At 45.8% G+C, this 26,443-nt stretch carries 21 protein-coding genes; 4 read left to right on the forward strand and 17 right to left on the reverse strand.

Annotation, left to right across the window (positions count from 1 at the left end; all coding sequences use genetic code 11):
- Positions 1 to 27: 27 nt before the first annotated feature.
- The 9 genes from murA to GON05_RS18470 all read right to left on the reverse strand — a co-directional run bounded on the left by murA (position 28) and on the right by GON05_RS18470 (position 10,124).
- On the reverse strand, positions 28 to 1,320 hold the full coding sequence (murA, locus tag GON05_RS18430) for a UDP-N-acetylglucosamine 1-carboxyvinyltransferase (protein WP_157320696.1): 1,293 nt from the start codon (positions 1,318 to 1,320) through the stop codon (positions 28 to 30).
- 18 nt (positions 1,321 to 1,338) lie between these two features.
- Positions 1,339 to 2,097 (reverse strand): FHA domain-containing protein, encoded by a 759-nt coding sequence (locus tag GON05_RS18435; protein ID WP_246239245.1) that lies wholly within the window; start codon positions 2,095 to 2,097, stop codon positions 1,339 to 1,341.
- 73 nt (positions 2,098 to 2,170) lie between these two features.
- Positions 2,171 to 2,494 carry a zinc ribbon domain-containing protein gene (locus GON05_RS39375; protein ID WP_338114109.1) on the reverse strand — a complete coding sequence of 108 codons (324 nt, stop codon included), beginning with the start codon at positions 2,492 to 2,494 and terminating at the stop codon, positions 2,171 to 2,173.
- Positions 2,495 to 2,723: 229 nt separating this feature from the next.
- Positions 2,724 to 4,175: an MDR family MFS transporter gene (locus GON05_RS18445; protein ID WP_181646135.1), complete on the reverse strand. Its 1,452-nt coding sequence runs from the start codon at positions 4,173 to 4,175 to the stop codon at positions 2,724 to 2,726.
- 117 nt (positions 4,176 to 4,292) lie between these two features.
- Entirely contained in the window at positions 4,293 to 5,333 is a 1,041-nt protein-coding gene (locus tag GON05_RS18450; RefSeq protein ID WP_157320700.1) for an ABC transporter substrate-binding protein, read from the reverse strand.
- A gap of 168 nt (positions 5,334 to 5,501) precedes the next feature.
- A complete protein-coding gene (gene yjfF, locus GON05_RS18455; RefSeq protein WP_157320702.1) occupies positions 5,502 to 6,473 on the reverse strand; it encodes a galactofuranose ABC transporter, permease protein YjfF in 972 nt (323 codons plus the stop codon).
- Positions 6,463 to 7,494, reverse strand: coding sequence for an ABC transporter permease (locus tag GON05_RS18460; RefSeq protein WP_157320704.1), 1,032 nt, complete (start codon positions 7,492 to 7,494; stop codon positions 6,463 to 6,465). The genes yjfF and GON05_RS18460 overlap by 11 nt, the downstream gene beginning before the upstream one ends.
- A 5-nt stretch (positions 7,495 to 7,499) precedes the next feature.
- Positions 7,500 to 9,008 (reverse strand): sugar ABC transporter ATP-binding protein, encoded by a 1,509-nt coding sequence (locus tag GON05_RS18465; RefSeq protein ID WP_157320706.1) that lies wholly within the window; start codon positions 9,006 to 9,008, stop codon positions 7,500 to 7,502.
- An 81-nt stretch (positions 9,009 to 9,089) separates the two neighbouring features.
- Positions 9,090 to 10,124, reverse strand: a complete 1,035-nt coding sequence (locus tag GON05_RS18470) for an ABC transporter substrate-binding protein (RefSeq protein ID WP_157320708.1) — start codon at positions 10,122 to 10,124, stop codon at positions 9,090 to 9,092.
- A gap of 264 nt (positions 10,125 to 10,388) precedes the next feature.
- On the opposite strand from GON05_RS18470, the gene GON05_RS18475 reads away from it, so the two are divergent.
- The 3 genes from GON05_RS18475 to GON05_RS18485 are packed head-to-tail and all read left to right on the forward strand — an operon-like array spanning position 10,389 to position 14,804.
- Positions 10,389 to 12,200, forward strand: coding sequence for a sensor histidine kinase (locus GON05_RS18475; RefSeq protein ID WP_157320709.1), 1,812 nt, complete (start codon positions 10,389 to 10,391; stop codon positions 12,198 to 12,200).
- Entirely contained in the window at positions 12,197 to 13,846 is a 1,650-nt protein-coding gene (locus tag GON05_RS18480) for a response regulator transcription factor (protein WP_157320711.1), read from the forward strand. Before GON05_RS18475 ends, GON05_RS18480 begins: the two co-directional genes overlap by 4 nt.
- Positions 13,830 to 14,804: a sugar ABC transporter substrate-binding protein gene (locus GON05_RS18485; protein ID WP_246239246.1), complete on the forward strand. Its 975-nt coding sequence runs from the start codon at positions 13,830 to 13,832 to the stop codon at positions 14,802 to 14,804. The genes GON05_RS18480 and GON05_RS18485 overlap by 17 nt, the downstream gene beginning before the upstream one ends.
- 50 nt (positions 14,805 to 14,854) lie before the next feature.
- Here GON05_RS18485 and GON05_RS18490 read toward each other — a convergent pair whose 3' ends face one another.
- The 6 genes from GON05_RS18490 to GON05_RS18515 all read right to left on the reverse strand — a co-directional run bounded on the left by GON05_RS18490 (position 14,855) and on the right by GON05_RS18515 (position 24,051).
- Positions 14,855 to 16,357: a cohesin domain-containing protein gene (locus GON05_RS18490; RefSeq protein ID WP_181646137.1), complete on the reverse strand. Its 1,503-nt coding sequence runs from the start codon at positions 16,355 to 16,357 to the stop codon at positions 14,855 to 14,857.
- 26 nt (positions 16,358 to 16,383) lie between these two features.
- Positions 16,384 to 20,358, reverse strand: a complete 3,975-nt coding sequence (locus GON05_RS18495; protein ID WP_157320715.1) for a beta-L-arabinofuranosidase domain-containing protein — start codon at positions 20,356 to 20,358, stop codon at positions 16,384 to 16,386.
- A 6-nt stretch (positions 20,359 to 20,364) separates the two neighbouring features.
- Entirely contained in the window at positions 20,365 to 21,018 is a 654-nt protein-coding gene (locus GON05_RS18500) for a SurA N-terminal domain-containing protein (protein ID WP_157320717.1), read from the reverse strand.
- 603 nt (positions 21,019 to 21,621) lie between these two features.
- The gene (locus GON05_RS18505) at positions 21,622 to 22,203 is read right to left on the reverse strand and encodes an MBL fold metallo-hydrolase (RefSeq protein ID WP_220138826.1); all 582 of its coding nucleotides are present in this window, start codon (positions 22,201 to 22,203) and stop codon (positions 21,622 to 21,624) included.
- A gap of 19 nt (positions 22,204 to 22,222) precedes the next feature.
- Positions 22,223 to 23,434 (reverse strand): multidrug efflux MFS transporter, encoded by a 1,212-nt coding sequence (locus GON05_RS18510; RefSeq protein ID WP_157320720.1) that lies wholly within the window; start codon positions 23,432 to 23,434, stop codon positions 22,223 to 22,225.
- A gap of 50 nt (positions 23,435 to 23,484) precedes the next feature.
- Positions 23,485 to 24,051, reverse strand: a complete 567-nt coding sequence (locus GON05_RS18515) for a cysteine hydrolase family protein (protein ID WP_157320722.1) — start codon at positions 24,049 to 24,051, stop codon at positions 23,485 to 23,487.
- Positions 24,052 to 24,172: 121 nt separating this feature from the next.
- On the opposite strand from GON05_RS18515, the gene GON05_RS18520 reads away from it, so the two are divergent.
- On the forward strand, positions 24,173 to 24,784 hold the full coding sequence (locus GON05_RS18520; protein WP_157322199.1) for a TetR/AcrR family transcriptional regulator: 612 nt from the start codon (positions 24,173 to 24,175) through the stop codon (positions 24,782 to 24,784).
- Positions 24,785 to 24,841: 57 nt separating this feature from the next.
- Here GON05_RS18520 and GON05_RS18525 read toward each other — a convergent pair whose 3' ends face one another.
- Together GON05_RS18525 and GON05_RS18530 are read right to left on the reverse strand one after the other, a co-directional pair.
- Positions 24,842 to 25,429, reverse strand: a complete 588-nt coding sequence (locus GON05_RS18525) for a TetR/AcrR family transcriptional regulator (RefSeq protein WP_157320724.1) — start codon at positions 25,427 to 25,429, stop codon at positions 24,842 to 24,844.
- A gap of 15 nt (positions 25,430 to 25,444) precedes the next feature.
- A complete protein-coding gene (locus GON05_RS18530) occupies positions 25,445 to 26,356 on the reverse strand; it encodes an SDR family NAD(P)-dependent oxidoreductase (RefSeq protein WP_157320726.1) in 912 nt (303 codons plus the stop codon).
- Positions 26,357 to 26,443 lie beyond the last annotated feature (87 nt).

The raw sequence follows: 26,443 nt of genomic DNA on the forward strand, positions 1-26,443 counted from the left end.
GTTTGTGAGATGTTGTTTGTATCTATTTCATTGAGATTCACGAATCTGATCAAGGTGCTCTTGCGCGCTCAGCTCGTGCATCGAAAGTTTGGCCCCTATGGATCTGAAGCTGCCAATAACGTCTTCATAGCCGCGCTCGATATGCTCAACGCCGGTTATATACGTATAACCCTCTGCCGCTAGACCCGCCATCAGCAAACAAGTGCCTGCACGCACATCGGAGGCATGCACCCATCCGCCTTGCAGAGGGCGTCCACCTGTAATAAAGGCACTTTCCTGCCGCAACTCGATCTCGGCGCCGAGCCGTCGTAGCTGCGCAACATGAGCTAACCGCTTAGGATAGATACGGTCTGTCACTATGCTCTTCCCCTTGGCTTGCAGTAGAAGCGCGGTCATAGGTTGCTGTAAATCCGTAGCGAAACTCGGATACATCCCCGTGCGAATACGTGTCGCTTTCAGCGAATTCGTTCCATATGCCGTAATATGATTATCGCCGCATTCCACGTACATCCCTATTTCCTGTAACTTGGCTAAACACGAACCCAGATGCTCCGGAATGACGTCCATGACCGTAACCTGTCCCCCATGGAGTCCGGCTGCCATCAGAAAAGCCCCGGCAATCAGCCTGTCTGGAATAACCGTGTGCGTTCCCCCGTCCAAATAGGAGACACCCTCAATTCGGATATGTTCCGTTCCCGCACCATAGATGCGTGCGCCTAATCGATTCAGGAAATTTGCCGTATCGCAAACTTCAGGATCCATAGCCGCGTTATGCAAATTTGTCCGTCCCTTGGCCCGTACAGCGGCTAACATGGCATTAATCGTAGCACCCGAAGTAATGGTATCGAAAAAAATGTCGGCCCCCTTCAGTTCGGCAGCTTCGACGACGTAATAATCTTTGAAAAGATGGACTTGCGCCCCAAGCGCTTTAAAGACCTTAATGTGCTGGTCAATGGGCCGTGAAACGAAGTCATCTCCACCAGGCAACCCGATCGTGACTTTGCCGAATTTGGATAATAGAGATCCTGCAAAATAATAAGACGCCCGATAGCTCGAAGCTTTGCCTGGATCAATCACAGAACTGTGAATCCAACGCGGGTCAATAATAACTTGTCCGCCATCCTGCTGCAGCTTCAATCCGATATCACGGCCAATTTCCGCAATGATTCGGACATCATCGATTAATGGAATGCCCTCTAATGTGACGATATTGTCTGCCAGACAAGCAGCAGCAAGTAAAGCAAGGGAGCTGTTCTTCGCTCCTGGGATATGTACGGTTCCGTTAAGTGGGCCAGAATACTCAGCCTGTATATATTTCAAGAAGTGTCCCTTCTTTCCTTATGACGATTTCAGTTCCGTTTCGAGCATGTAGCCGCTACCGCGTACTGCGCTTATCAAGAAGGTAGCTTTCCCGTATTTTTTTCGCACCCGATAGATCAGGGCATTCAGTTCGTCCAGTGTCACATCAGAGAAGCCTTCTGTACCCGTTGATCTTTCCGGCCATACCTTGGATTTAATTTCCTCGAGCGGAACGAGCCGGTTGGCATGATCATGCAGTACGCGAATCAGTAAATATTCTTTCTCGGACATGAGGATTCGCTTGCCCTCCACGACACATTCTCTTCTTTCCCAATGAATCGTAAGTGGCAGTTCAGGAACTTCCAGATGACTGGTGATGCTGAGCGGTTCGAATTCTAAGGTTTGATCGGCAAACATATAAGAAAAGTGGATGACGGTCATCCCCTTAGACAGCTTAATGATATCGAAATTTTTCAGCGTGTATGGCGTATGCGGCGTTAGCAGTACGCCGTTGATTTCCGTTCCGTGGCGACTCCCTAAATCATATAGCACAGCCTTGTCTTGCTCCTTACGGATGACAAAATGCTCACGGGAAATAAAAGCATTCGTAAAAGCTAAATCTGGAGTTAACTGATTGGATACCCGGCCGACCAGTGTTTCGTCCTCACTTAGATTCACGCAGGTGCCCGGTCGATAAGGTTCGCCGCGTACGATGTATAAGCATGCAAAGTTTTCCAGTGTGCTTCCCTCCATTTGCTGATGCAGCTTTACTTCTTCTAGTGAAAAATAACCCAACAATTATCGTAACTCAAAATGAGACGGATTAAAACCTCTTGACACTGACGCCTCGCTCACATTTCAGTAACATCAACTAGTCTCCGAATAAAATATCCATAATGGTTCCTAACTTACCTGACTTATGTCCTTTTAATACATCAGGATTATAAACTTCTACAAAGCCGCAATTCAAGCAAGAAACAAATAAATAGTGGTTATATTCGATATCCAAAATCTTGCTAAGACCCGTGCCGTTCATCGCAACTTCTTTGACAGAACATTCCTGCGTTCCACACTTCACACATTTATATTTATTCGCAATTGCATCCTCAACACTAAGCTCTTCAAAATCAAAGCTCTTATTCTCTTCTATAGAACGCTGTTCATCTTCTAAATGCTCAAGAAGAACTTCTTGCATACAATTCGGACAAACATTATCTCTCAAATGAACCGGTTGATTACACCAAGGGCATTCAATCATAACTCCCCATCCCTTTCAAAGGTTTCACTTGCAACTTTACATACTACATTATTTTAACACATATTGGAAATAACTTACTTTTATCTTTGATTTCCAAATATAAAAAGAACGCAATGGTTTCCCATGCGTCCTTTTTATTTATGTATCATTACCAAGGTACAACCGATTACTTCTGAAGAACCGCCTGCTGCGGCTTGTTCCTCTTCTCTTTCAGAACGAAAGTAAGCGGAATTGCTACGATACAAATAAATACGGCAATCAGGAACACATCCTGAACCGCCAGCGTCATGCTCTGATCACGGATGAACGAGGTGCTTACCGACGAAGCTCCACTCAGCTCTTTCTGGTGAACGAGCGACCGCGCAGCAAGCAAGGAGCTGAACACGCCAATTGAAAGCGCCCCTGTTGCTTGCCTGACCCAGTTCGTCACAGACGAGGCATGCCCCGACCTCTCTTTTGAAATGGACGACATCCCCGCATTCATAACCGGCATGAAGGCCAGCGAAATCCCGACATAACGAAGGGTCATCCAGCCCGCGACATACACGTGGGAAGCTTGCAAACTAATATGGCTTAACTCCCAATTGGACGCGATTAGCAGCAATACACCGCCCAAGATGAGTGGAAAAGGCCCTGTTCGACTGTAGAGCTTGCCGACAACAGGGGAACAAAGCGCCATGACGAGCGAACCGGGCAGCAGTACGAGCGCTGTAACCAGCGGGGTCGAATGCTGTACGTCCTGCACAAATACGGGAATCAATAGAGTACCCGAGTACAGCGAAGCCGTAATAATACAGTTAATGATTAAACTGTATGTAAAACGGCTCGTTCGAAACACGCTAAGATTAAGCAGCGGATTAGCCAGCCCCAGCTCCCTGCGGATAAAATAAATTAGCGTTACTATCCCAAGAAGCAAACAGATGAGCGTTTTCCAATTGGTCCATCCCCAGCCGTTCCCTTCGGTAAACGAAAGAATAATAAAGGAGCTGCTGAGCAGAACGGTAATAAATCCAGGAAAGTCAAACGTCTTCGACGTGTTGATACTCTGATAAGGCAGACATTTGATCGCCACGGTGACAGCTGCAATCCCAAGAGGCAAATTAAGCAGAAATAACGACTGCCAGCCGAAATATTCCGTTAGCAAGCCTCCCAAGGTCGGTCCAAATGCCGGCGCCAGCATGGAGGACAAGCTCCATAAGCTCATCGCGAACGGTTGTCTGTCTTTTTCGATAAATTGATAAATCATCGTTAGCGTCGTTGGAATAATTAAACCGCTGAATACACCTTGCAGGATTCGAAAAAGGATGAGTGTATCAATGCTCCAGGCTACCGTGCAAAGCGCGGAAAACAGCGTAAACCCCGACAAGGCGAAAATATACAACCGTTTATAGCTGAATCGGTCACCGAAATACCCCACAATCGGAGCGACAACCCCCGTAGCGAGCAAAAAACCGGTAATCATCCACTGAACCTTGCCCAGCTCAGCGCCAAAGTCTTTCATAAATATCGGGAATGCCACGTTTATTGTGGTCGAGCTGAGAATAGACATAAAGTTCCCGAAAAAGATAGCTAAAATAATGAACCAGAACGCCGATTTGCCGGATGAGCTGCTCGTCACTTCGTCTCCCCTTTTCACTGTTTACGAATGGTTATTTTGGATATGATTGTATCATGCAATCATTGTTAATATATGTATTATACAACTACATACCCATTAGTCAATATATGTATGAGGTCAGTACTTCCTTTTTCCAACCTCTTCCAAAGCCATCGTCTCCGTAAACACGCTCTCAGGGGTTACAATTCTTTTCGGCAAGCTCCGTCCTTGCATAAGTTCATTGACAGCTTGCATCAAGTTAGGACCTAGCAAAGGGTTGCATTCCACGACACTGTTAATTTTGCCCTCAGCCATTTTCTCAAATGCTTTGTTCGTGCCGTCTACAGAAATAATGATAATATCCTTTCCGGGACGAAGTCCAAACTCCTCGATCGCCTCGATGGCACCTAACGCCATATCGTCATTATGTGAATACAAAACATTAATTTCGTTACTCATGTTAGTAAGTATAGACTTCATGACTTGCTTACCCTGCGCAAACGTAAAATCGGCCGATTCACTTTTTAAAATCTTAAGATTCGCATGTTCCTTGATGACATCTCGAAATCCTTTCCCTCTGGCAATTGAGGGGGTCGACCCTTCCGTTCCCACGAGCTCAACGATGCCGACGGTATCTTTTCGGCTGTTCATTTTATCAATTACGTATTTCCCGGCTTTGCGGCCCTCTTCGTAAAAATCCGAGCCGATATATGTCACATATAAGGATGGATCACTGACATTCACTAATCGGTCCAGAATAATCAGCGGGATGCCAGCTTGTTTGATCTCTTTCAAGATCGGTTCCCAGCCTGACTCGATCACCGGTGCGATCGCGATCACATCTACTTTTTGTTTGATAAAAGTCCGAATCGCTTCAAATTGCTTGGATTGTGATTGATCCGCATCCTCAAAATGCAGCTCGATGCCTGCTTCCTCCGCTGCCTCTCGAATGGATATCGTGTTCGCATTCCGCCATGCACTTTCCGACCCCAACTGCGAAAATCCCAATACGATCGGACGAACGAGACCTTGATCTTGGTCATTGTGATTTACTACGTTTTTAGCGGCGGATTTCTCCTCGCTAGATGGTAATCCAGTGGAGGAATTATGCACAGAATCAAACATATATAGAATTGAAATCATGCCCAAAAACAGGATAATCAACAATTTACTTTTCATTAATGAGCGGAATGATCTTCCCAGCATCGGCGTCCCCTTTTAACAAAAATTTCCTTCCAATTCCTTAGCTTGTATTATAAAACGCTTTCAATTAAGGTACAATATGCAGACAAAAAGACTTTGCTAGACAATTGTTCATTGCCCTTCAAAGCCTTCGGGTAAAACCGATTACATGCTTTTTCTGGTAAACCAATTCCGTTCACTTAATGCCTTCTGAAGTAAAATGAATAAACAAAGGAGCATGCCGATCGCAATTTTCGTCCACCACGAACTAAGTGTTCCCTCGAAACTTACGATGGTCTGAATCACTCCTTGGATCAGAACCCCAAAGAAGGTGCCAGCCATATAACCAACTCCGCCCGTCAGAAGTGTACCGCCGATCACAACAGCGGCGATGGTATCCAGCTCCATCCCCAAGGCGTGCAAGCCATAACCAGAAAGCATGTAGAACGTGAATACAACACCCGCTAGCGCTGAACAGAAACCACTGAATGCATACACGCCCATTTTCGTTCGAGCAACAGGCAATCCCATCAGGATCGTCGACTGCTCACTCCCTCCAATGGCATACGCATTGCGTCCGAAGCGCGTGTAATGGGCCATATACATGCCTACTGCAACAACAACCAAAGCAATGATGACGCTAATCGAAATGAAGTTGCCGCCAGGCAGCGGAATTTTGGTCTGAGCTATGCTCGTGTATATTGGATTATCGATGGTAATCGTATTAATGCTGATCACATAACATAACCCTCGCGCTAGGAACATGCCGGCCAACGTAACGATGAAGGGCTGAATTTTGAAATAGTAGATGATAGCTCCCATTCCCCATCCGAATAACGCACCTAAGATAAGTACGAGCGGAATAACAAGGAAGGGCGACCAGCCTGCCTGCACCAGCGAAGCCGAGATCATAGTCGTTAAGGCGATCACGGAACCGACCGAGAGATCGATCCCGCCGGAGACAATGACGAAGGTCATCCCCACAGCCGTTATTAATAAAAAGGCGTTGTCGATGAGCAGATTCAGCAGAACCTGCATGGAAAAAAAGCCTGCGTAACGGAAAGAACCTGCGATAAACATTAAGGCGAATAAACAGATCGTCACATAGATCGGAATATATTTACGATTAAGCAACATGGTGTTTGACCTCCCGTTCGGCCGGATAATGGCGGCTCTTCCAGCGGGTAACGATGGATTGGCGGAAAGCCTCGGATTGAATCAAGCAGACCGCCAGCACGACAAAAGCTTTTACGACCAGCGTAATTTCAGGCGGAACTCCGATCATGTATATCGTAGTAGTCAGTGTTTGAATAATGAGTGCGCCGATCAGCGTGCCGGTTAAGTAAAATCTTCCCCCGTTGAGCGAGGTGCCACCGATGACAACGGCAAGAATCGCGTCCAGCTCGTACCACAAACCGGCGTTGTTGCCGTCAGCGCTCGATACGTTCGAACTCAAGATCAAACCGGCTATTCCTGCACATACACCGCAGAACATATAGACAGCGAGCATAACTGTACGAGAGCGAATGCCCGCTAAACGGCTCGCTGTCGGTTTGCAGCCGACTGATTCAATAAACAGGCCAAGCGCTGTTTTACGCGTCAGTAAAGCTGCTGCAGCAAACACGATTGCGACCAGAAAGATGGAGAATGGCAAAGTGGCTAGCGAACCTGCACCAATATATTTGTACGTAGAGCTCGTGATCGTGATGATTTGCCCTCCAGTGATCAGCTGGGCAATCCCTCGTCCGGCGACCATCAGAATCAACGTCGCAATGATTGGTTGAATGCCGGCATTGGCAACCAAGAAGCCATTCCACAAACCGAGCAGCAGCGACAACACGAGTGAAATCGCAATCGATAGCAGAAGTACGCCCACGGCGTTCTGATCACTGCTTTTGCTAATCGTTAGACAAGATAGCGCGCCGGAAATGGCCACCACCGAGCCAACGGAAAGATCAATACCTTTCGTCGCAATGACCAAGGTCATTCCAATCGCCACGAGAATCAGCGGAGATCCGAAATTCAAAATATCAATCAAACTGCCATATAAGTGCCCATCCTTCATTTGAATGGAGAAGAAACTGGGCGAATAAATGAAATTGAACACCAGCAGCACAGCTAACATGCTTACCGGCCAAAACAAATGATGCTTAACCATGTTCCTCATCCCCCCGCTATCGCTTTCATAACATTACGCTGACTTATTTCTTCGCCGGACATCTCCATCACTTTCTTGCGGTCCCGCAGTACGGCAATGCGCTCACTAACCCGAAGTACTTCTTCAAGCTCGGACGAAATGAAGAGCACCGACATGCCCTTTTGAGACAGCGAGAGGACAAGTTTTTGAATTTCCGCCTTGGCCCCGATATCGATCCCCCGAGTTGGCTCATCTAAGATTAGCAGCTTAGGATCCATGAGCAGCCATCTCGCCAGGAGCACTTTCTGCTGATTGCCTCCGCTTAAATTTTTGATAAGATGCTCCGGATTCGGCGGGTTAATATTCAAGGCGCGGATATATTCATCCGCAATTTCATTCTGCCGTTTGCGGTGAATCGCATTAAACCAGCCACGTGTTGCCTGCAGAGCGAGGATGATATTCTCCCGAATGGTCAGATCATCAATGATGCCTTCTGCTTTGCGGTTCTCGGAGCAGAAGGCGATGCCCTGGTCAATCGCTTGTCTCGGTGAGTGGATTGGCTCATCCGAATCCGTGAACTTCAGCTTACCGGAATCTGCTCGATCCGCTGCAAAGAGCAACCTCGCAAACTCGGTTCTTCCGGAACCCAGAAGCCCTGCCAAACCAATAATTTCCCCCTTATGAATGGTCAAATCCGTGGCTTCAATGGAACCCTTTTTCCCCAGTGAATAGGCTTCTAGTAAGGCTTCCGCTTTCATTCTTTGAACGTTCGCGCTCTTCGGAAGTTCCTCCAGCAGATGCAGGTCTTTGCCAATCATCTTGGAAACCAAATCTATGCGAGAGAGCTTCTCAGCCATATACTCTCCAACAAATTCTCCATTACGAAGAATGGTTATTCGATCTGAGATTTCGTACACTTGATCAATAAAATGTGTCACAAATAGAATCGCTAAGCCTTCCTTCTTCAGTCTCGTCATGACGGTAAACAGCTGCATGACTTCTCCTCGGTCCAGACTGGACGTAGGTTCATCCAAGATAAGCACTTTAGCGGAAATACTGACAGCTCTCGCAATCGCAATTAATTGCTGTACAGCAACCGAATAATGATGCAAAGGCAGTGTCACATCAATTTCCAAATTCATTCTTTTCTTCAACAGCTCCGCAGCTTCCAGATTCATTTTTTTCCATAAAATACGACCGAAGCGACGTGGCTCGCGGCCAATAAACATATTCTCCGCTACAGAGAGATTCGGACACAAGTTGACTTCCTGGTACACCGTGCTGATTCCCGCTTGCTGTGCATCCAAAGGACTATTGATCTTGATTGGATTCTGATCCATTTCTACGTAACCTTGGTCAATGGCATATACACCCGTGAGAACCTTAATCAAGGTTGATTTTCCAGCCCCGTTCTCCCCCATCAGAGCGTGAACTTCACCGGGGAACAGCTGGAAGTTGACACCTGACAGCGCTTTGACACCTGGAAATTGTTTGTGAATATTTTTCATTTGCAAGATCGGCTGATGTTCACTCATCGAATGACTCCTCTCCATATAGAGAAAAGCCACTCCACCTGCTACTTGTATGGAGTGGCTTTCTTCTTTTCTCTTTAGTTATTAATACTGGCGGTCTGCCAGAACCTTCTTCGCGTCTTCCGAAGTAAACACGCCTTCTTTCGTTACAATACGTTTCTCAAGTTGCTTGCCGGCAATCACATCATTGACAGCCTGCATCAATTGAGGTCCAAGCAATGGGTTACATTCAACGATAAAGTTGATTTTACCTTCGCTTGCAGCTGTCATACCGTCTTTGACCGCATCAACGGAAATAATGGTAATGTCTTGGCCTGGTTTGAGGCCAGCTGCTTCAATCGCTTGAATGGCGCCAAGCGCCATATCGTCATTATGGGCATATAGCACATCAATATCTTTATGAGCTTTCAGGAACGCCTGCATCACTTCTTTCCCTTTTGCCCGAGTGAAATCACCTGTTTGAGAGGCAATGACTTTCAAATGAGTGTTTCCTTTGATCTCTTCAGCAAAACCGGCTTTGCGATCGTTAGCCGGAGCAGAACCTGTTGTTCCTTGAAGCTCAACAATGTTCACATCTTCCTTCGCATCCTTGTACTTATCGGCAACCCATTTGCCTGCTTTCTTGCCTTCTTCTACGAAATCAGAGCCAATGAACGTCACATACAAAGAGGTATCCTTGGAATCAACCGCACGGTCTGTCAGAATGACCGGGATTTTCGCATCTTTCGCTTCTTTCAGAACCGTATCCCAACCGGATTCAACAACTGGCGAGAAAGCAATAACGTCCACTTTTTGTTGAATGTAAGTACGAATTGCTTTGATTTGATTCTCTTGCTTTTGCTGGGCATCAGAGAATTTCAAATCAAAACCGGCGTCTTTGGCCGAATCCTGAATCGACTTCGTATTCGCTGTTCGCCATCCGCTTTCCGCTCCAACTTGAGCAAAACCAAGCGAGATTTTCTTCCCTGCTGCCGGTGCTGCTGGAGCTGCCGTAGCTCCTGCGTTTGCTGCTGGAGCCGTTGTGCTTGATCCTGTGGTAGCGCTGTTCCCGCAAGCTGCTGAGAGCAGCATCAGACAGGAAGCCACAACGAGAACCCCCATTTTTTTCGTAATAATCATGTTTTTTCCTCCCCATCGTTCACCTCTTGTTCGGTGTGACCTCATTATAAAACGCTTTCACATGCCTTTTATACGGAGTTTCACGCTCATTTCTTGTAAATTTTTTAGTGATTCCCCCTGACTTTTTCGAGAAAAGTTTGTTTTTATGAGAGTAAATTGTTTTTTGTGGTTGTATGTATACGTTACCATTTCCGCATGCAGCACAATTTGTTATAGTAAGATGGAGGCAACTATCTCCGCATTCGAAAGGTTACTTAACCATTTATGAGATTAATCCAATGGATTTCCTCGAGCTTGCAAACCAAATTGCTCACCATGTTTATCATTCTGACATGCATTCCTCTGATAGCGGTTGGACTTATCTCCTACCAGAAATCATTTAAAACGGTTTTCAATAACAGTAAAGCAGCCGCCATGCTTTCCGCAGATCAGCTTGCCCGTGATCTGGATACACAATTTATTGATACGAGAAAGCTGCTTGAAATTAGCAAAAACACACAAGTGCTTCGATTCTTATTCTCCCAAGAAGATACTTATGAGGATACCAAACAAATCCTAAGAACCATGGATTCCTACAGGCAAACGTATCAATATGATAGCGTTCTCAATATCACTATGGTTAACTTGTATGGCCGAGGCATTAGTGAGAGAAAGGGGTTATTTCAGCTTGAGAAAAATCCACTTCGCAACCCTCATTTGACTCATTTGACCAAAAATCCGGATGAGGTCTTCATTGTCCCTCCTTCCGAGGCCTCAACGCTGGACAGAATCGACGGTTTTCAGTATAACAACACGAATGTCATTTCCATTATGGCCGCCGTGAAACAACAAATTACACATGAAGTCATTGGATTTATCGTCATCGACGTCGATGATCAAGTGGTCACTCAATTTTGCGATAACGTTAAGATTGGCCAGACAGGGTTCTACTTTGTTGTCGATTCATCCGGCACCCCTATCTTTAAGCCGTCAACGTTAAAAACTACTGTCAAACTCCCGCTCCCCTCAGATTTAACACACATTCTAAACGGAACTGACACGAATTATATCGACTCAACCGAAGGCAAGCCAAAATTTGTCTACGTAGCTCCTTCGTTGATGACAGGCTGGAGTATTGTTGGCTATGTGCCGCTTCAAGAGATTGTTGAAGAAGCCAATTCCATTCGACAGCTCATCATTATTACAGTTGTGTTAAGTTTTATCTTTGCCGTATCTCTTCATTTTTTCATTTCAAACCGCTTGATACACCCTCTTCACCTTTTAAAAAGTAAAATGCAGCTTGCCGCTTCCGGATACCTGGAAGCCAAAGTCGTTCCCAAAGGCAATGATGAGGTTGCCTTATTGGGCAAAAGTTTTAACATCATGCTTAGTAAAATCCGCAAACTGCTCGAACAAAGCATTAAGGAGCAAGAGGAAATTAAAAAGGCGGAATTGCGAGCTTTGCAAGCGCAAATTAATCCCCACTTCTTGTACAACACACTGGATTCCATCGTTTGGATGGCAGAAGCGGGCAAAAATAATCAAGTCATTCAGTTGGTTCAATCGCTATCCAAGCTGTTCCGAATCTCTTTAAGCAAAGGCCGTGACTGGATTATCATTACGAAAGAAGTCGAGCATGTGCATAGTTATTTAGTCATTCAACAAATGCGCTACCGCGATATTTTGGATTATGAGATTCAGATTGACTCTCGTTTAAACCCGTATCCGATCTTGAAAATGATTCTGCAGCCCATCGTAGAAAACGCTTTATATCACGGATTAAAAAACAAGCGAAGAAAAGGCATGATTCGAATCACTGGCCTGATCGAGAACGAAGAAGACATTGTACTGACGGTGGAAGATGACGGGATCGGAATGTCGCCAGAGAAGCTTGAGCAGATGCGTGAGTATTTAACGAACGATCAACTTCCTGAGCAAACCGGCAATGAAGTATCCGGAGGGTTCGGCCTGCATAATGTACAACAAAGAATAAAACTTTATTACGGAGACAAATACGGTGTAAGCATCGACAGCATTCAAAACGAGGGAACGAAAGTTTCCATTCGAATCCCTATGTCTGGAGGCAACATGCCATGAAAAAAGTGCTGCTAGTTGACGATGAAATTTTAATTCGCGAAACGATTCGTGATACGATCCAATGGGAAAAAGAAGGATTTATTTATTGTGGAGATGCTTCCGATGGTGAAGTTGCGCTGCCGATGATCGAACAGTATCAGCCTGATATTCTCATTACCGACATTAAGATGCCCTTCATGGATGGCTTGGAGCTCAGTTCCTTTGTTAGGAAAAATTCACCGGATATCAAGATTGTCATCTTGAGCGGGCATGGTGATTTCGAATATGCGCGAACAGCCCTGCGGCTGGGTGTAGAGGAATATTGCACGAAGCCGATCAGCTCAGCGGATTTGCTCCAAACCCTACGTCAAGTTAGCGACAAGATCGATGCAGCGCGTCTGGAGAAATTGGAGATCGAGCAATTAAAACAGGAAGAAAAAAGGCAAGCCGGTTTCACGCAAAGTAAGCTGCTCAATGATTTATGCAGTGGATTTATAACAACGTCGGAAGCCGTTCATTTGAGTTCTAAACTGAACTTAAACCTTCTATCTCGTTACTATGTTGTTGTAACCGCCGACTTCCGCAAATTAGCTTCTTCCGATTCTGTTCCGGATGACTCCTCAGAGGATATGAATCATGCCGAACACTTACTGAATCTTAAGCTTGATGGGAACAACCACTTAGTGTTCAAGCGTAGTAAGACGGAATGCGTATGGATACTGAAGTATGAAACGCAAGAACAAATCAAACAAGCACTAGAAAAGGTTCAACAGGTACAAAATCAGTCCATGGAGCATCTCTCCTACTCGATTTCCGTTGGTATCGGAAGTGTTCAAGATCGGATGCAGGGCATTCATGTTTCTTTCCTGGAAGCGATGGAAGATATGCACTGGCGCCGTTTATCGCGTCAGAATCGCCATGCGATGCTAGAGTCAAGAAACGGTTCTTTCGAACAGTCTGTCTTCTTAGACCGAGCAAAGTTTGTGGAGTTTCTGAAGATCGGCTCACCTGCCCACGCAGAAACCTTTATCCATTCTTTCGCTTCCATTCTTCAGCATACGGATTGGCAATCTTCGTTTATTGGGTACTATATTCTAAACGATTTGACGTTGGAAGTATTTCGATCAGCGAGGGATTCTTACCCCAACATAGCTAACTTCGACATGACCCTGCAAGAGCTGCAGAAAGCTATAGAATTAATAAGAACTTTGGATGAGTCGCGTGCCTATTTGATTAGACTGGCTGAACAATACTGGCAGTGGCGTTCCGAAGCTTCCGATAAGCATGGGGATATGTTGATTAAACTAAAAAAATACATTCATGAGCATTATGATAAAGATTACTTTTCTCTTCAAGACGCTGCTGACCATGTTAATTTAAGCTCAGGTCATTTAAGTAAAGTGTTCAGCCAAGAAAATGGCCAAACCTTCATCGAATACTTAACGCAAACCAGAATTCGCAAAGCGATGGAACTGCTTCAGACGACGCAGGCCAAATCCTATGAGATTGCCTTCCTTGTTGGCTATAACGATGCTCATTACTTTTCAAACCTTTTTAAGCGAGTAACGGGTATGACAACAAGAGAATTTCGCAAAAGCGGCCAGTTGAACAAAGACCTGCTTACATCTGAGAGAGAGGAGCATAAGGGCTTTGTCAGTTACTCTTAGGAAATCGCTACTCTTGTTCGTGTTTTTCTCACTATTTACAACTGTGGGCTGTTCGGATGCTAATTCTTCACCGGGTTCCTTATTCGCTACCGTAACCCCTTCTCCACAAAAAAGCGAACGTCCTCCCGCTTATACATTCGGGATTATTTATCCAATGGCGCATTCTTTTTATGAAGTCATAACGCAACTTGCCGAGAAGACGGCTGCCTCCAATTCCGTTCAGTTAATTGTCAAGGCGCCGGAAGAGGTTAGTTTAGAACAGCAGATACGTATGATGGAAACCATGATTAAACAAAAGGTAGACGGCATTGCAATTGCTCCTATCGATCCAGATGCACTTGTCCCTGCTATCAACAAAGCTGTGGAAGCCGGTATACCGGTTGTTTGCTTCGAAACCGACGCACCCTTAAGCCGCCGGCTCTCCTACATCGGTCCAGATCATTACAAAGGCGGTGCTTTAATGGGGGAAGTTGTCAGCAAGCTCATGAAAGGCAAAGGCATGGTGCTTGTTGAATCAGGTATGTCTAATACACCTATTCAAAAAAAACGGCTTTCCGGCATGCTCGACTACTTGTCTCGCAATACGGCTATTCAAGTGCTTGAAGTCGGATATAATGAGGGCTCCTCCGATAAGGCACTGTCTGACATGGAGCGTATGATCGATGACCACCCACATTTTGACACGCTCATCACGCTTGATATTTTATCCAGCTCAGCTTCGATCCTGTTATGGAAGGCCAAAGGTTTGAAGCGGAATGCGCTGTCTTTTGGGATGATGCCTAATGTGAAAGAAGCCCTTATCAACGGTCAAATTACCTCCGTTATCTCCCAGAATGAACAAGTATGGGGCGATTATATCATCGGACAATTACTGCGCGCAGCACGTGGTGAAACGATTCCTGTCTATATGGATACCGGCAATAAAGAAATGACGAAAGACTCTCTTGCATTGAAATAAAAAGAACTGCCCCAGCCTACATTACCGCTGGGGCAGTCTCTTATTATTGCTTATTCTTCCGTAAGCCACTCATCGATAATCATTCTAGCAACAGCTGCCAGATCTTGAATGTCAATCGAATTGGAATTGTTGATATCTGCTTTTTCAATTAGACTCCAGTTCGCGTCATTAGAAGTAGTTCCGTAGTACTTAGCAATCAGAGACAAGTCATTAATCGTAATTTTCGTTGCGCCAGGCACCAACGTAATGATGCTGTTCGAGAACACCTGCAGCGCTGAAGCCAATTCATCTTTCGCAGCATCCACTTGCGCTTGTGTTGCGGAAGCGTTATCGAATACAGCTTTTGCACGTGTAACCGCTGCCTGTAACGTGGCTTTGGATTCGCTTGCATATTGGCCGACCTTCGTACCAACGACCACAGCATCCAGCTTGCTCTGAGCGCTGACCAGCAATGCGCCAAGGGCTTCTTTGTCTGCTTGACCTGGTTCAGGATCGGTTGTAGTGATTACCGAATTAATGAATGTTCTTAATGCAGCGTCTAAGCTGCTAAGAGCTGATTGCACTTCCGCTTCTGTTGCTGCTGCATTGTCACGAACAACTTTCGCATCGTTGATAGCAAGCTGCAACGTTTGTTTGGAACCGCTTGGATATTGACCGATGTGAGTACCCTCAACAGCCGCATCATGCTGGCTTTGAGCCGATGCAATCAGGGTGCTCAACGCTTCTTTATCCAAAGTATGGATTTGAAGCGACAAGGAAGCTCCATCCAGTTCTACCTTTGCTCCGTTTGAAGAAACGGCGGCATCAGACACATAAACATTTGTAGTGACGGAAGTCGTTACTTGATTAGCCTTCGCATGCAAGCTAAGCAAATCACCGCCAGCTACCTCGTTCCCTGAACCAATACTGGACATCAGGATTAAAACTTGACCTTTTTCCGGCTTAACTCCAGTGACTAGCACCTTGAAGTTTTCTTTCAACGAGCCGATTGACGCCTCCGCCAAGGAGACAAGCCCATTATGCGTCACCGTATCAAAATGCAATAGATTGGGATCATAATTCAATACGACATTCAAAATAGAGAACGTAGAGGATTGATTGCTTACTCCCAGCTTCAAGTCGACAGGCTGACCGCCTAGGACAGAAGAAGGTCCTGTCAATGTTGCCGACGGTGATCCCGTACTTGCAAGTTGGAAGCTTCCGGCATAGGGAATCGCTACGCCTTCACCGCCGATTTTGAACGTATACGTTCCCCCTAACCAACCGTTAGGCGAGTACGTAAAAGAGAAATGTCCACCCTCTCCACTGCTGGTTTGGTTCAAATACTCGAGTTGTCCCTGAGGATTGTTGACCATCATCGTGACATCCTTGCCCATGCCAAGACTGATTTCTCCATGAAAAGTGACCTTTTGTGTTGTTTGATCTATCGCAGTTTCTACGTGATTGATCTCAGCTGTTGTTCCAGCTGCTGCTGCTTTGGGCGCAGGAACAATTGCCAGCATACAGATGAGCATAGCCAAAGTTGCGACAACAGAAATGATTCTTTTAGACACACGTTCCCCTCCTTCTCGATAACTCATTACTGATTAAGTTTGAAATAAGCATGATAGGCAAAATTATAAGCGGTGTACATTGGCACTAACGTAACTCCGTTCGTTGTAAAATTCAGTGGTGTGCCTGCGACTGGCGTTATAGATTGGGAAAGATCGGATTCGTTCAAACTCAAGTTGATAAATTTCGTGCTGCTGCTTTTGCCAACCATGAGAAGCGGACCATAGAATATGCTGCCCATCGCAGGATCGTCCGGCGTTTTTTCCACACGTAAGCTATACGGCATGGAAATCTCAATTTTATCGTTGTTTGCCCATACTTTGCTTAGCGTGACATACGTGCTTGGTGTTGCCGTCACATTTTGCTCAACTCCATTTACCTTGACTGTAAAGCCCTTAACAGCCCAGTAAGGTACGCGAAGCTTAATATCAAGCTGACCGCTGCCTTTTACGGTAAGTGTGCTGCCTTCTTCACTCGGGAAGTTCGTTGTTTGCACAACGGATATTCCTTTTTCAGCCCAATTCAAAGTGGAAGGCATATACAAGTTGACGTATAAAGATTTCTTATCGCTGGAGCGGAAATAAATGGAGTCTTGGTATTTTGTTTGGCTTTCCAGACCCGTTCCTGCACAGCAGGTAAAGCTGGTACGGCCGTATCCCTTCGTGCTGCCAGGACCTAATGGCATGAAGTAAACAACACCACTGTTGGAAGCGCTTTGATCTTTGGAAGCAAGTATACCGTTATACAGACCTCTCTCATAATAGTCCATATATTTGGCATCCGGATTGTGGAAGAATAACTCTCTGGTTAGTTTCAGCATGTTATACGTTGCGCAATCCTCGGCTTGACTGTTTTTGCTGGTTCCACCCTCCAGAATATAGGAGGCAATTTTATCCGATTCCTTGAACAACTCGCCTACACCACTGCCGCCGTTACTGAATTGGCGATGATTCGTCACCATGCCCCAGAAATTTTGAGCTACTTTATAATAGGAAGCGTCATTCGTTTGATCATATACTTTCAAAGCTCCAATAATTTGTGGAATATGCTGGTTGGCGTGAATGCCGTTTAATGTGTCTTGATTATTCGCTGTTGGCGTAAATAACTTCGAATTATCAAACAGTTTGGCTGTTGCTAAATATTTGCTGTTACCTGTAATTGCACTAATCTCTGCTAAAGTTTCGTTCATACCACCAAACTCGCCGGCAATGTATCTGCCCCACATACTGTTTAATGTGGATTGCGGCAATTTGCTCAAACGGCCATCCACCCAATCCGACATTTTCACAAGAATGCTCAAAGCTTTTGCATTTCCAGTCGCTTTGTAGCTGTCCAGTAAGCCCGCCATGATTTTGTGCAGTGTATAGTAAGGAGCCCAGATGGTATTAAAATCAGTTTCGGTACCGTTGTACACAGCACCATTCTCTAATAAAATGAATTGCCATTCCCCATAGGCACTAAGGAAACCTGGAGAGTTATTCCCCACGAGCGCAGGATTATTTTTCCCGAGATTCGATTTCTCCATGCCATTAGGTTGAGTTGCCAATGCATCCTGAACTTTCGCTAATTCGTCGATCATGTAGTCAATCTTCGTTTTCCATTTCGCCTCGCCACTGCTGGCATAAGCTTGAGCAAAAGCCGACAAGAAATGCCCCGTCGAATGGCCTCTTAATTTGCCCGCTGCCGAATCCCAGCCGCCCATCGCTGTGGCTCCTTTGGTATCAAGCCCCGCAGCTGCCCGGAAGGCAAACAGCAATTTATCCAAATTGTATCCATCCAAATACAAATATTCACTGTCTCTTAGTTTTGTAAAGATACTGTCTTGCAAAGTCACATCACTTAAGCCAAACGGCTGTACGACAAGGTTGGCCTCGCCTGGCGTTGACGTCACGTCTGCGCTGATGGATTTACTCCAAGCACTGACGCCTGACGTGTTCTTAGCTCGCACCGCATAGGTATGCTTGGAGCCATACAACAATCCCTGATGGATAAATGGACTTGTGATATTACGAATGGTTGTGCCGTCCACTTCCAGATCATAGCTTGCTGCCTCGGCTGAAGGCTGCCAAGCAATCTCAATTTGAGGAATGCTCGTCGACGGTGTGGCGGTAATGCCACCAGGAATTCCAGGTGCGCTTGTCAATTCCGCTACGCCGCTCAGGGGCTGCAAATGCGAAGTCTGCAAATCCGTGCCTTCCCAGACAAGTACTTTGGCTGTATAACCTGTTACATCAGCAGGTAAAGTAAGGTTTGCTGATATTGTGACAGGAGCTCCTTGCGTCACACTTTTGCTCAATTGTGATTTGTCCACCATTTTACCGGCAGCGTCATAAAGCGCTAGTGTTACCAAAGAAGAAACAGCTGCACTGCCCTTATTCGTCCCGGTTACAGTCGCCGTAAGCGTTTGATTGCCCTGCAAGCTGCTCATATTAAATTCTGAATGAAAGCTCAGTGTTCTCACTTTAATGTGGGCAGCAGCTTTGATGCTCGTTCCTTCAACCGTTCCTTGCACAGTGAAAGAACCTTCAGCCGCATAATTCGACGGGTTCACATCATCCCATTTTACGCTGAGCTGCCTGGACGTTTCTTCGTCATTATAGACCGCAATGACACTACTCGGCAGGACCGGCGCCGTTCCAATTACCGTATCAACATTTACGTCTTCAATGCTGCTTAATGTCAATACGAAGGGCTCTTCCAACACCGTCACTGCGAAGGTTTTCGTATCACTCGCGTTTCCGTTTTTGATCGTGGCTGTCAAATTCACGACAGCATTGCCAGACCGAGCCGCCGGTCGAGTGACCGTTCCATCATGACCGATCACGCTGGTATTGCTGGATTGCCAAGTGATCACGGAACCGTTGCGTCCTTCCGTAGGCAAATCCAAATTCTTGGTCACTGCGCTAATACTCCCCAGACTAATAGCATCCTTATCTAGTTGCAGTTTCTGTTGATCCGATAATTGCGCGAGAACAACAGCTTCGAAAACTTTAGAATCATGCGCTGCTCCTTTTGTCACGGTCGCCGTTAACGTAACGGCTGCGTCAGACTGGCCTGGAGCAGGACGAGTGACTTTGCCATCTGTCGCAATCACATTCGTATTGCTGGATTGCCATGTAATATCGGAACCGTATGGCCCCTTGGTTATTAATGAAAGGTCTGTGTCTACTGTTCTAAGATTCACACCTGCAAGTAGTGCGGCCATATCAGCTGCCACTAATTCGCTATCCGGCTTATTGATTAACCCGGCAACCTCGGAAGCATCCAGCGCTCTATTATAAATACGAAAATCGGAGAATAAAGCATTGATTGTAGGATCAGCAAACTGACCTTTCCCGATATAGTTCGCCGTCGTTGCGCCCAGACTTGAAGGATTCAAAGTCAAGGAGGTGTTTTCCCCGACTTTCAGCCCATTTTCATAAAGAGTAACCGTATGCCCATTTAAAACAACTGTCACATGCTTCCAAACATTTGTCGTTAACGCTGTGCCTTTTTGCGCCTTCTCTTCATTGGACCAGCCGCTCGTCGTAATACCGAAAGCAAGGCCTTTGGCTCCGTCATTATTCCCGGTAGGCGTCAAATACATGTAGCTGGTCGTGTTGCCGGAACCGAAATCGAAAATACGCATGTAACTCGTTGTCGCACGCATATTCACCCAAGTCGATATTGTAAAATTGGTAACGCCATTTAATATCCCGTTTGGCAGCTTGACATTAGCACCGGCAGCACTCGTTCCACCGCTCAAGCTAATCGCTTTCCCCTGATCCCAATCCGTAAAGCTGTACGTTTCTCCTGCTGCTGTTGCATTGTTGCCTTTACCTGAAGCATCTTTAATCACATTTCCGCTCACATCATCAAACTTATACCACGCAATTAATCCATCCGTAGTTCCAGCAGCATGGGCAGTAGGCGTAATATCCGTAAAACCCAGCAGCAAATTCACAGCAAAAATAACAAGAATATTAACAATAGAAACCGTTCGCTTCAATGAGTAGGTTATCATTGTTGTTTAGCTTCCTCCTTTTGGGGAAATCATTTGGATCCCCGGTAACGAAATTGCAATATTTGCTTTGGACCGGAGTTCTTCAAACCAGGGCTCCATGAGATCAAGAATTTCTTTATTCACCAATTCATCTCGAATTTCAGCAATAACTTGCGCCTCACTTTTGGTATTGGACGCCGGATCATGCGACATGTGCTCTGCATAATGCGCTTTTACTTCATTGTCATCGACCGTTACGCGAGGCTCAAGAATCTTACGAATGTACAACTGAGTTCTGAGCTCCGTACGCAGCGATTGCTCCGTATAACCGTCCTTCTTCAGATTTTCCAGAAATTCTTCTTGTGTAGCATAAGAAGTTCTGACTTTATCGAAGGAGGCTTGAAATTCACTTTCGGTCACAACCACCCCCGCCGCTTTGGACTCCTTCATGATTAAATCCTCTAGAATGAGTTTCTCCAGTATTTTCGGACCTTCGTAATCGACAAGCGCTTTATATAGCTGGTCCTGGCTAATTTTTACACCATCTACAGTGGCAACAGGTATGTCGCGCCCTTTATAGAGAAAGACAATCAATAACGTCGTAATAAACAGAACAAACGATACGATCGATAAACCTTTCCACAGAGCCACATGCTGATTTTCTTTCCTGGTCGCAGCCAAAGTAATTTCCCCCTTCTCGAGAGCAGAACCTCCTCTCCTGTAGTAATCATTTAACCTTATTTTAGGAAATATCTTAAAAATTACCTTTATTAATGTGATCGATAAGATTTGGGCAAGCTGAATTTTTACATAGCAAACCTCCCATCTCTTACTACCCGTAGTATATAGAATGCGCTTACATTAAAACATTCAAAAGTTTTTGGTTTTGTGGACTTTTCTTGTCTTACCTTTAAATAGTCCACTCAACTAAAAAATGTCCACCTTACTTGTCCCCGTTAATCGTCTACAAGCAATCGTGCAAGCATTGGAATAACCACGCTCCCTTCTGCTTTTTCGCAACGTATGGCGTCTGTTTTAACCAATTCTAGGAAAAATGAGTTTAAAACTCAATGGAATATTTTATTTCGAAAATTGATTTTTTTTAGAACAAAAAAAGCCGCAACAGTGCGACTTTTAAGTTCGTACGCTATAGAGAAAACCATTCGTTCCTGGTAATTATAAACTTTTACTTTTTCAGTTTGTTTTTATGTGGCTACTCTTCATACTGCATCGTTACGATGCCAGCGAATTGAGCGAGGTTTTCCTTTGACACCTGCAATTTCTTCACTTCTGTCCTGCGTGTTCCCGCAGCCTCAATGAAATTTTCCACCTTTGCAAAACAAATCTTCCGAGAATGCCTAATGCCTTTGTCCGATAATGCATCGGAATTGCAACAGTCGCCTGCAGTTGGCGCATCACGTGAACAGCCTCCGCACCATCAAGCGTCATTTTTCCTCCTACTGGAACGATGAGAATGTCCACTTTGCCGATTTCCCGCACCTGCTCCTCGGTAAGTAGATGTCCCAGATCACCGCAATGACAGACCGTTAGCCCATCTATTTTGAATCGAAAAATAATATTTGGCCCGCGTTTCTTACCATTCACTTTGTCGTGGAAAGTCTTGAACCCGTCGATACTTACATCGCCACGCTCATATGATTTCGGCTCATTCACGAGCAAATAATCGCCAGATGCGGCTTGCACCTTATTGTGATCAGCATGATTGTGCGTAACGACGACGATATTGGATTCAATCGGAACCGGCATGCGATAGCCAAGAAATTTATAGTACGGATCGATGAGAATTCTCGTTCCCGCTTCCGACGTTAGTAAGAATGAAGAATGACCATACCATTTTAGTTTCATAAGCACGCCCCTCTTTTGTTTACTGAATGGTAGTCAGCGTCCTTTTGGCCTGGATCTTTTTATATACGTTAAAATAGACCCAACCCGCATTGACCAGCAGCAGCGCACCTGTGACGAGAAATACATATCTGCTGCCGAACCAAGCCGCTACCTGTCCGCCTAAAATAGCACCTGCAAAAACGCCTAAATAACCGGCCGACATCGTAAAACCGAAAACTCTTCCGGTTATCGCTGACGGTGTGATTTTCTTGATCAATATATTGACCGTAGGGGTCAAACCTGCCGCCGTGAGCCCTAATAAAAAGCGAAGAATCATCAGCTCCCAAGGATTGCTTACGAAAGCTTGAGGAATGAAAATGATACCAGCCGCAAGAAGCGAGATCAACATCACTTTGTGCGCACCTATGCGATCGGACAGCTTTCCTAGCCTTGGTGCCGCAAAGATATTAGCCAAACCCGATGCTGAAAAGGTAAGCCCTGCAATCAAAGCAACATGGTTAAGATGATCGGTCAGTTGGGTAATATAGACGGTGAGAATCGGTTCAACGGAATAAAGCGCCACGGTTAAAATAAAAAAGGTGACGAACATCGTGATCGTCAGGCTCTTCTCAGGAATAAGCGTCCAAATTTCCTTGGCGCTTTGCACATGTCGGTCTTCGCGCGTGAATGTTTCCTTCACGAACATGGCCGTCGTAATGAAAGCCAGCAGCATCAACCCGCCTGTGATAAAAAAGACATTTTGCATGCCGAAATTTTCTACCAGAAATCCGCCAATGAGTGGTCCTAGCAATGAGCCTGCAATGCTTGCCGTTGACAAGGTAGCTAATGCGTAACCTGCATGGTCCTTCTCTGTTTGCGTAGCAATTAACGTGGTGCAGGCTGTCCCATACCCTGTAATTATGCCCTGCAATAATCGCAGCCCGATCAACACATACACATTGGGGGCAAAACCCATACTGCCAATCACGAGAGCCATCCCTAGACTTGCCCGCAATAACATGGGTTTCCGACCAAATCTGTCCGCCGCTGCCCCCCAAATAGGAGAGAAAATAGCAGATACAATAAAGGTAATCCCAAAGGCTATGCCTGAATATTGGGCAATTAAACTCGATTGACTTACACCTAGATGTTGGATAAAAAGCGGCAAAACTGGCGCGATCTGACTCATTCCCACACCGGTTACAAACATGCCAAACCAGCAAACGATTAAATTTCTTTTCCAAATTGGCATCGTAACAAGCCTTCTTTCCATCTTCTTGCTGCAGTGTTTGTTCCTTTGTGTTAGTGTGCTACTAAAGAATGGATCCAAGCCTCTGTTGTCAGAACCTCTGCTTGACGAGGGAAGACCTTCTCCATGAGAACCCGATGAACCTCGGGATCTCCATCCAGGCAAGCATCTGCAAGAACCTTCAGCTTATAATCTCGATCCGCCGCTTCCCGCAATGTCGACAGAACGACACCACTGGTTGCAATTCCAGTAAGAATCAAGGTGTCAATTTGAAGGGATCGAAGGATGATCTCCAAATCGCTGCCGGAGAATGCACTGACGCGCAGCTTCGTAACGATAGGCTCCCCAGGCTCAGGCTTCACAGATTCATGAATTTGCGTCGCCTCATCCGTGGTCGACATGCCGCCATATTGCGCAATTCTAGCTGCCATATTGTTGCGCGGGTTAAGCTCCGGGTAACCTTCGCGAAATGCAATTCGCACATAGATAACCGGGATGTCGTTTTTGCGTGCAGCTTCGATCGCTTTTTGAAACGGGATCAGATCCTCTTCTGCGAAACGAGAGGCGATACCATTCTGTAAATCCATGATCAACAAAGAGCTTTTGTCGTTATTCGGCATGTATTGAACACTCCTATTCCTTATGATACTATTAAGCGGAGACCTCTCCATTTATGATAAACGGAGACCTCTCCACTTGTCAATATGACGAATACAATCACAATAGGAAGTGATGATGATCATGTTTGATTCAGAGACACCCCCTCGTACGGAACGCCGCGACGCTGCGGAGAATCGCCAGCGCATCTTGGATGCGGCTTATCGCTTATTTGATCAGAATGGCGTTGAACAAGTTAGTATGAACCAAATTGCCGCAGAAGCACAGATCGGTCCAGGTACGCTTTATCGCCGCTATCGCAACAAGGGTGAGCTGTGTCTGGATTTAATGAAAGAGAACATCGTTCTCCTCTTCGAAAATATTGAAGCGTACATGCAGGAAAACCGCTCCGCTCCGCCAAGCCAAAGACTAAATGGTCTTCTCGAGTTGTTTATGGCTTTCAGGGAGAAAAAATCGCAATTACTTAAAGGTGTTGAGGACTCCGCTTCAACGAATCGAACTCGAGCTCGAACGCAGAGTCCTCTGTATCTCGAGTTGCAGCAATTATTGGTCGAGCTTTTCGACGAAATTGCATTATCCAGCGGGGAGCAGCCCCAGCCTAACCATATTTTCAAGGCGGATATGCTTCTCATGGCCTTAAGCAGTGATTCTTACTCGTTTCAAAAAGAAGAGCGCGGCTATTCATCGGAGTCGTTCTTGGAACAAATCCGATTAACGTTCCATTTGCTTCCATGAGTTGGACCAAGCAAACGAAAAACCCTCACCAGTATTTGGTAAGGGTTTTTCTTACAATCAGGTCAGGAGCTTGATCAACCGATCCACTTCCCGCTGCCAAGACCCCATACTGCCGTGAGTATCTTGGATCATTAAACCTGTGACAACGGAAAAATAAAGGAAGAGCATTTGTCGTGGATCTCCTTCTCCGAATTCACCGAGTTCCTGCCCTTTTTCAAAAATAGGAACTAACAAATCCATCGTATCCTGTGGATGATACCGCGAGATTGCTAACTTTGCTTGCTCCGGCACGCCTTCGGCAGTTTGAGCTTGCTGAATAAGTAAGAAGTAGTGCTTGTTGGTGTCGTCTAGCATGTTCCATGTCAGCGCTTTGAACTGTTCTAGTGGAGTTCCGGGAAGCAATGGGACATTACGTATTGATGTTTGCGCCTCTTCTACAGCTTCCTGAACGAGGAGTGTGAATAGTTCTTCTTTCGACTGAAAATAACGGTAAGTAAGACCTTGGCTAATTCGGGCTTCCTCAGCAATCATGCTGATCTTCGTGCCAGCAATTCCTCTGCTTGCGAACACTTTGAGCGCAGCCTTTTTAATTTGCTCTCTTCTTTCATCGTTCTTGCGATCCGTTGTTTGATTCGTTTCCGACATCCTAGTGACTCTCCTTTATCCTAATTTCAATTGCTGAGTTTGACGCTCGCTGACTTCCCATAGTTTCCGCGCAATTTCCTCACTTTGGGCAGCAACCGTAGGAGTCGCTTCCTTCATATCGACATAGTACTTTCCGCTCTCTCTACTAATTTCATTCGAATCCGCAAGCCAGACGAGCGTCTCTGCTCCTTTTTCCACTGGTCGAGAGAATCGTTTCATGACCGCCATCGTCATCCGGGCCAGCAAGCCGTTATCCTGATTGAAATTGGTAGCGACAAGCCCCGGATCAAAGCAGTTCGCGACAACTCCGGTTCCACCAAGGAGACGGGCCAACTCTGTGGTGAACAAAATATTCGCTAACTTCGTCTCTCCGTACCGAAAATTAGCACCTCCCATTAGGAGCTGTGGGAAACTATAGCGTTTCTCAGCGGTTATATCATCAAAAACAATGCCTGTTTTCGCCATCTTGTGCCCATGGGAAGACGTGGTAATGATCCGCGCTTGGCCGCTCATCTTCAGCCGATCAAGGAGTAGCGTCGTTAGCAGGAAAGGTGCGAGATGATTGATCGCCCAAGTTTTCTCCATACCGTCTCGAGTAAGGATCCGCTTCACGAACATCGCACCTGCGTTGTTAATCAGCACGTCAATGCGGGGACACTGCGTCAAAATTTCCGACGCAACGCTGCGAATCGACTGCTGATCCGTCAGGTCTGCCAGAAAGACGTCTACTTTCGTTTTGCCTCCAGTCAACATCCGGATCTGTTCGACAGTCTCATTCGCCTTAACCTGGCTCCGCGCCACGATCCCCAAGTCTGCTCCTCGAACCGCCAGTTCCTTGGCTGCCGCAAGACCGATACCGCTAGTTGCTCCTGTAATAAGCACATATTTCCCCGACACACTCCATGGCTTAGTTTTCATTTGCTCCATCACGATCTGACTCCTTTTTGATGAATGAATGGTTCATTCATTTTTAATTATCATATTCCCATAATCAGGAAATGTCAATCGGCGACT

This window comes from Paenibacillus anseongensis (assembly GCF_009757995.1).
In the GTDB taxonomy this organism is placed as follows: Bacteria; Bacillota; Bacilli; order Paenibacillales; family NBRC-103111; genus Paenibacillus_E; species Paenibacillus_E chondroitinus.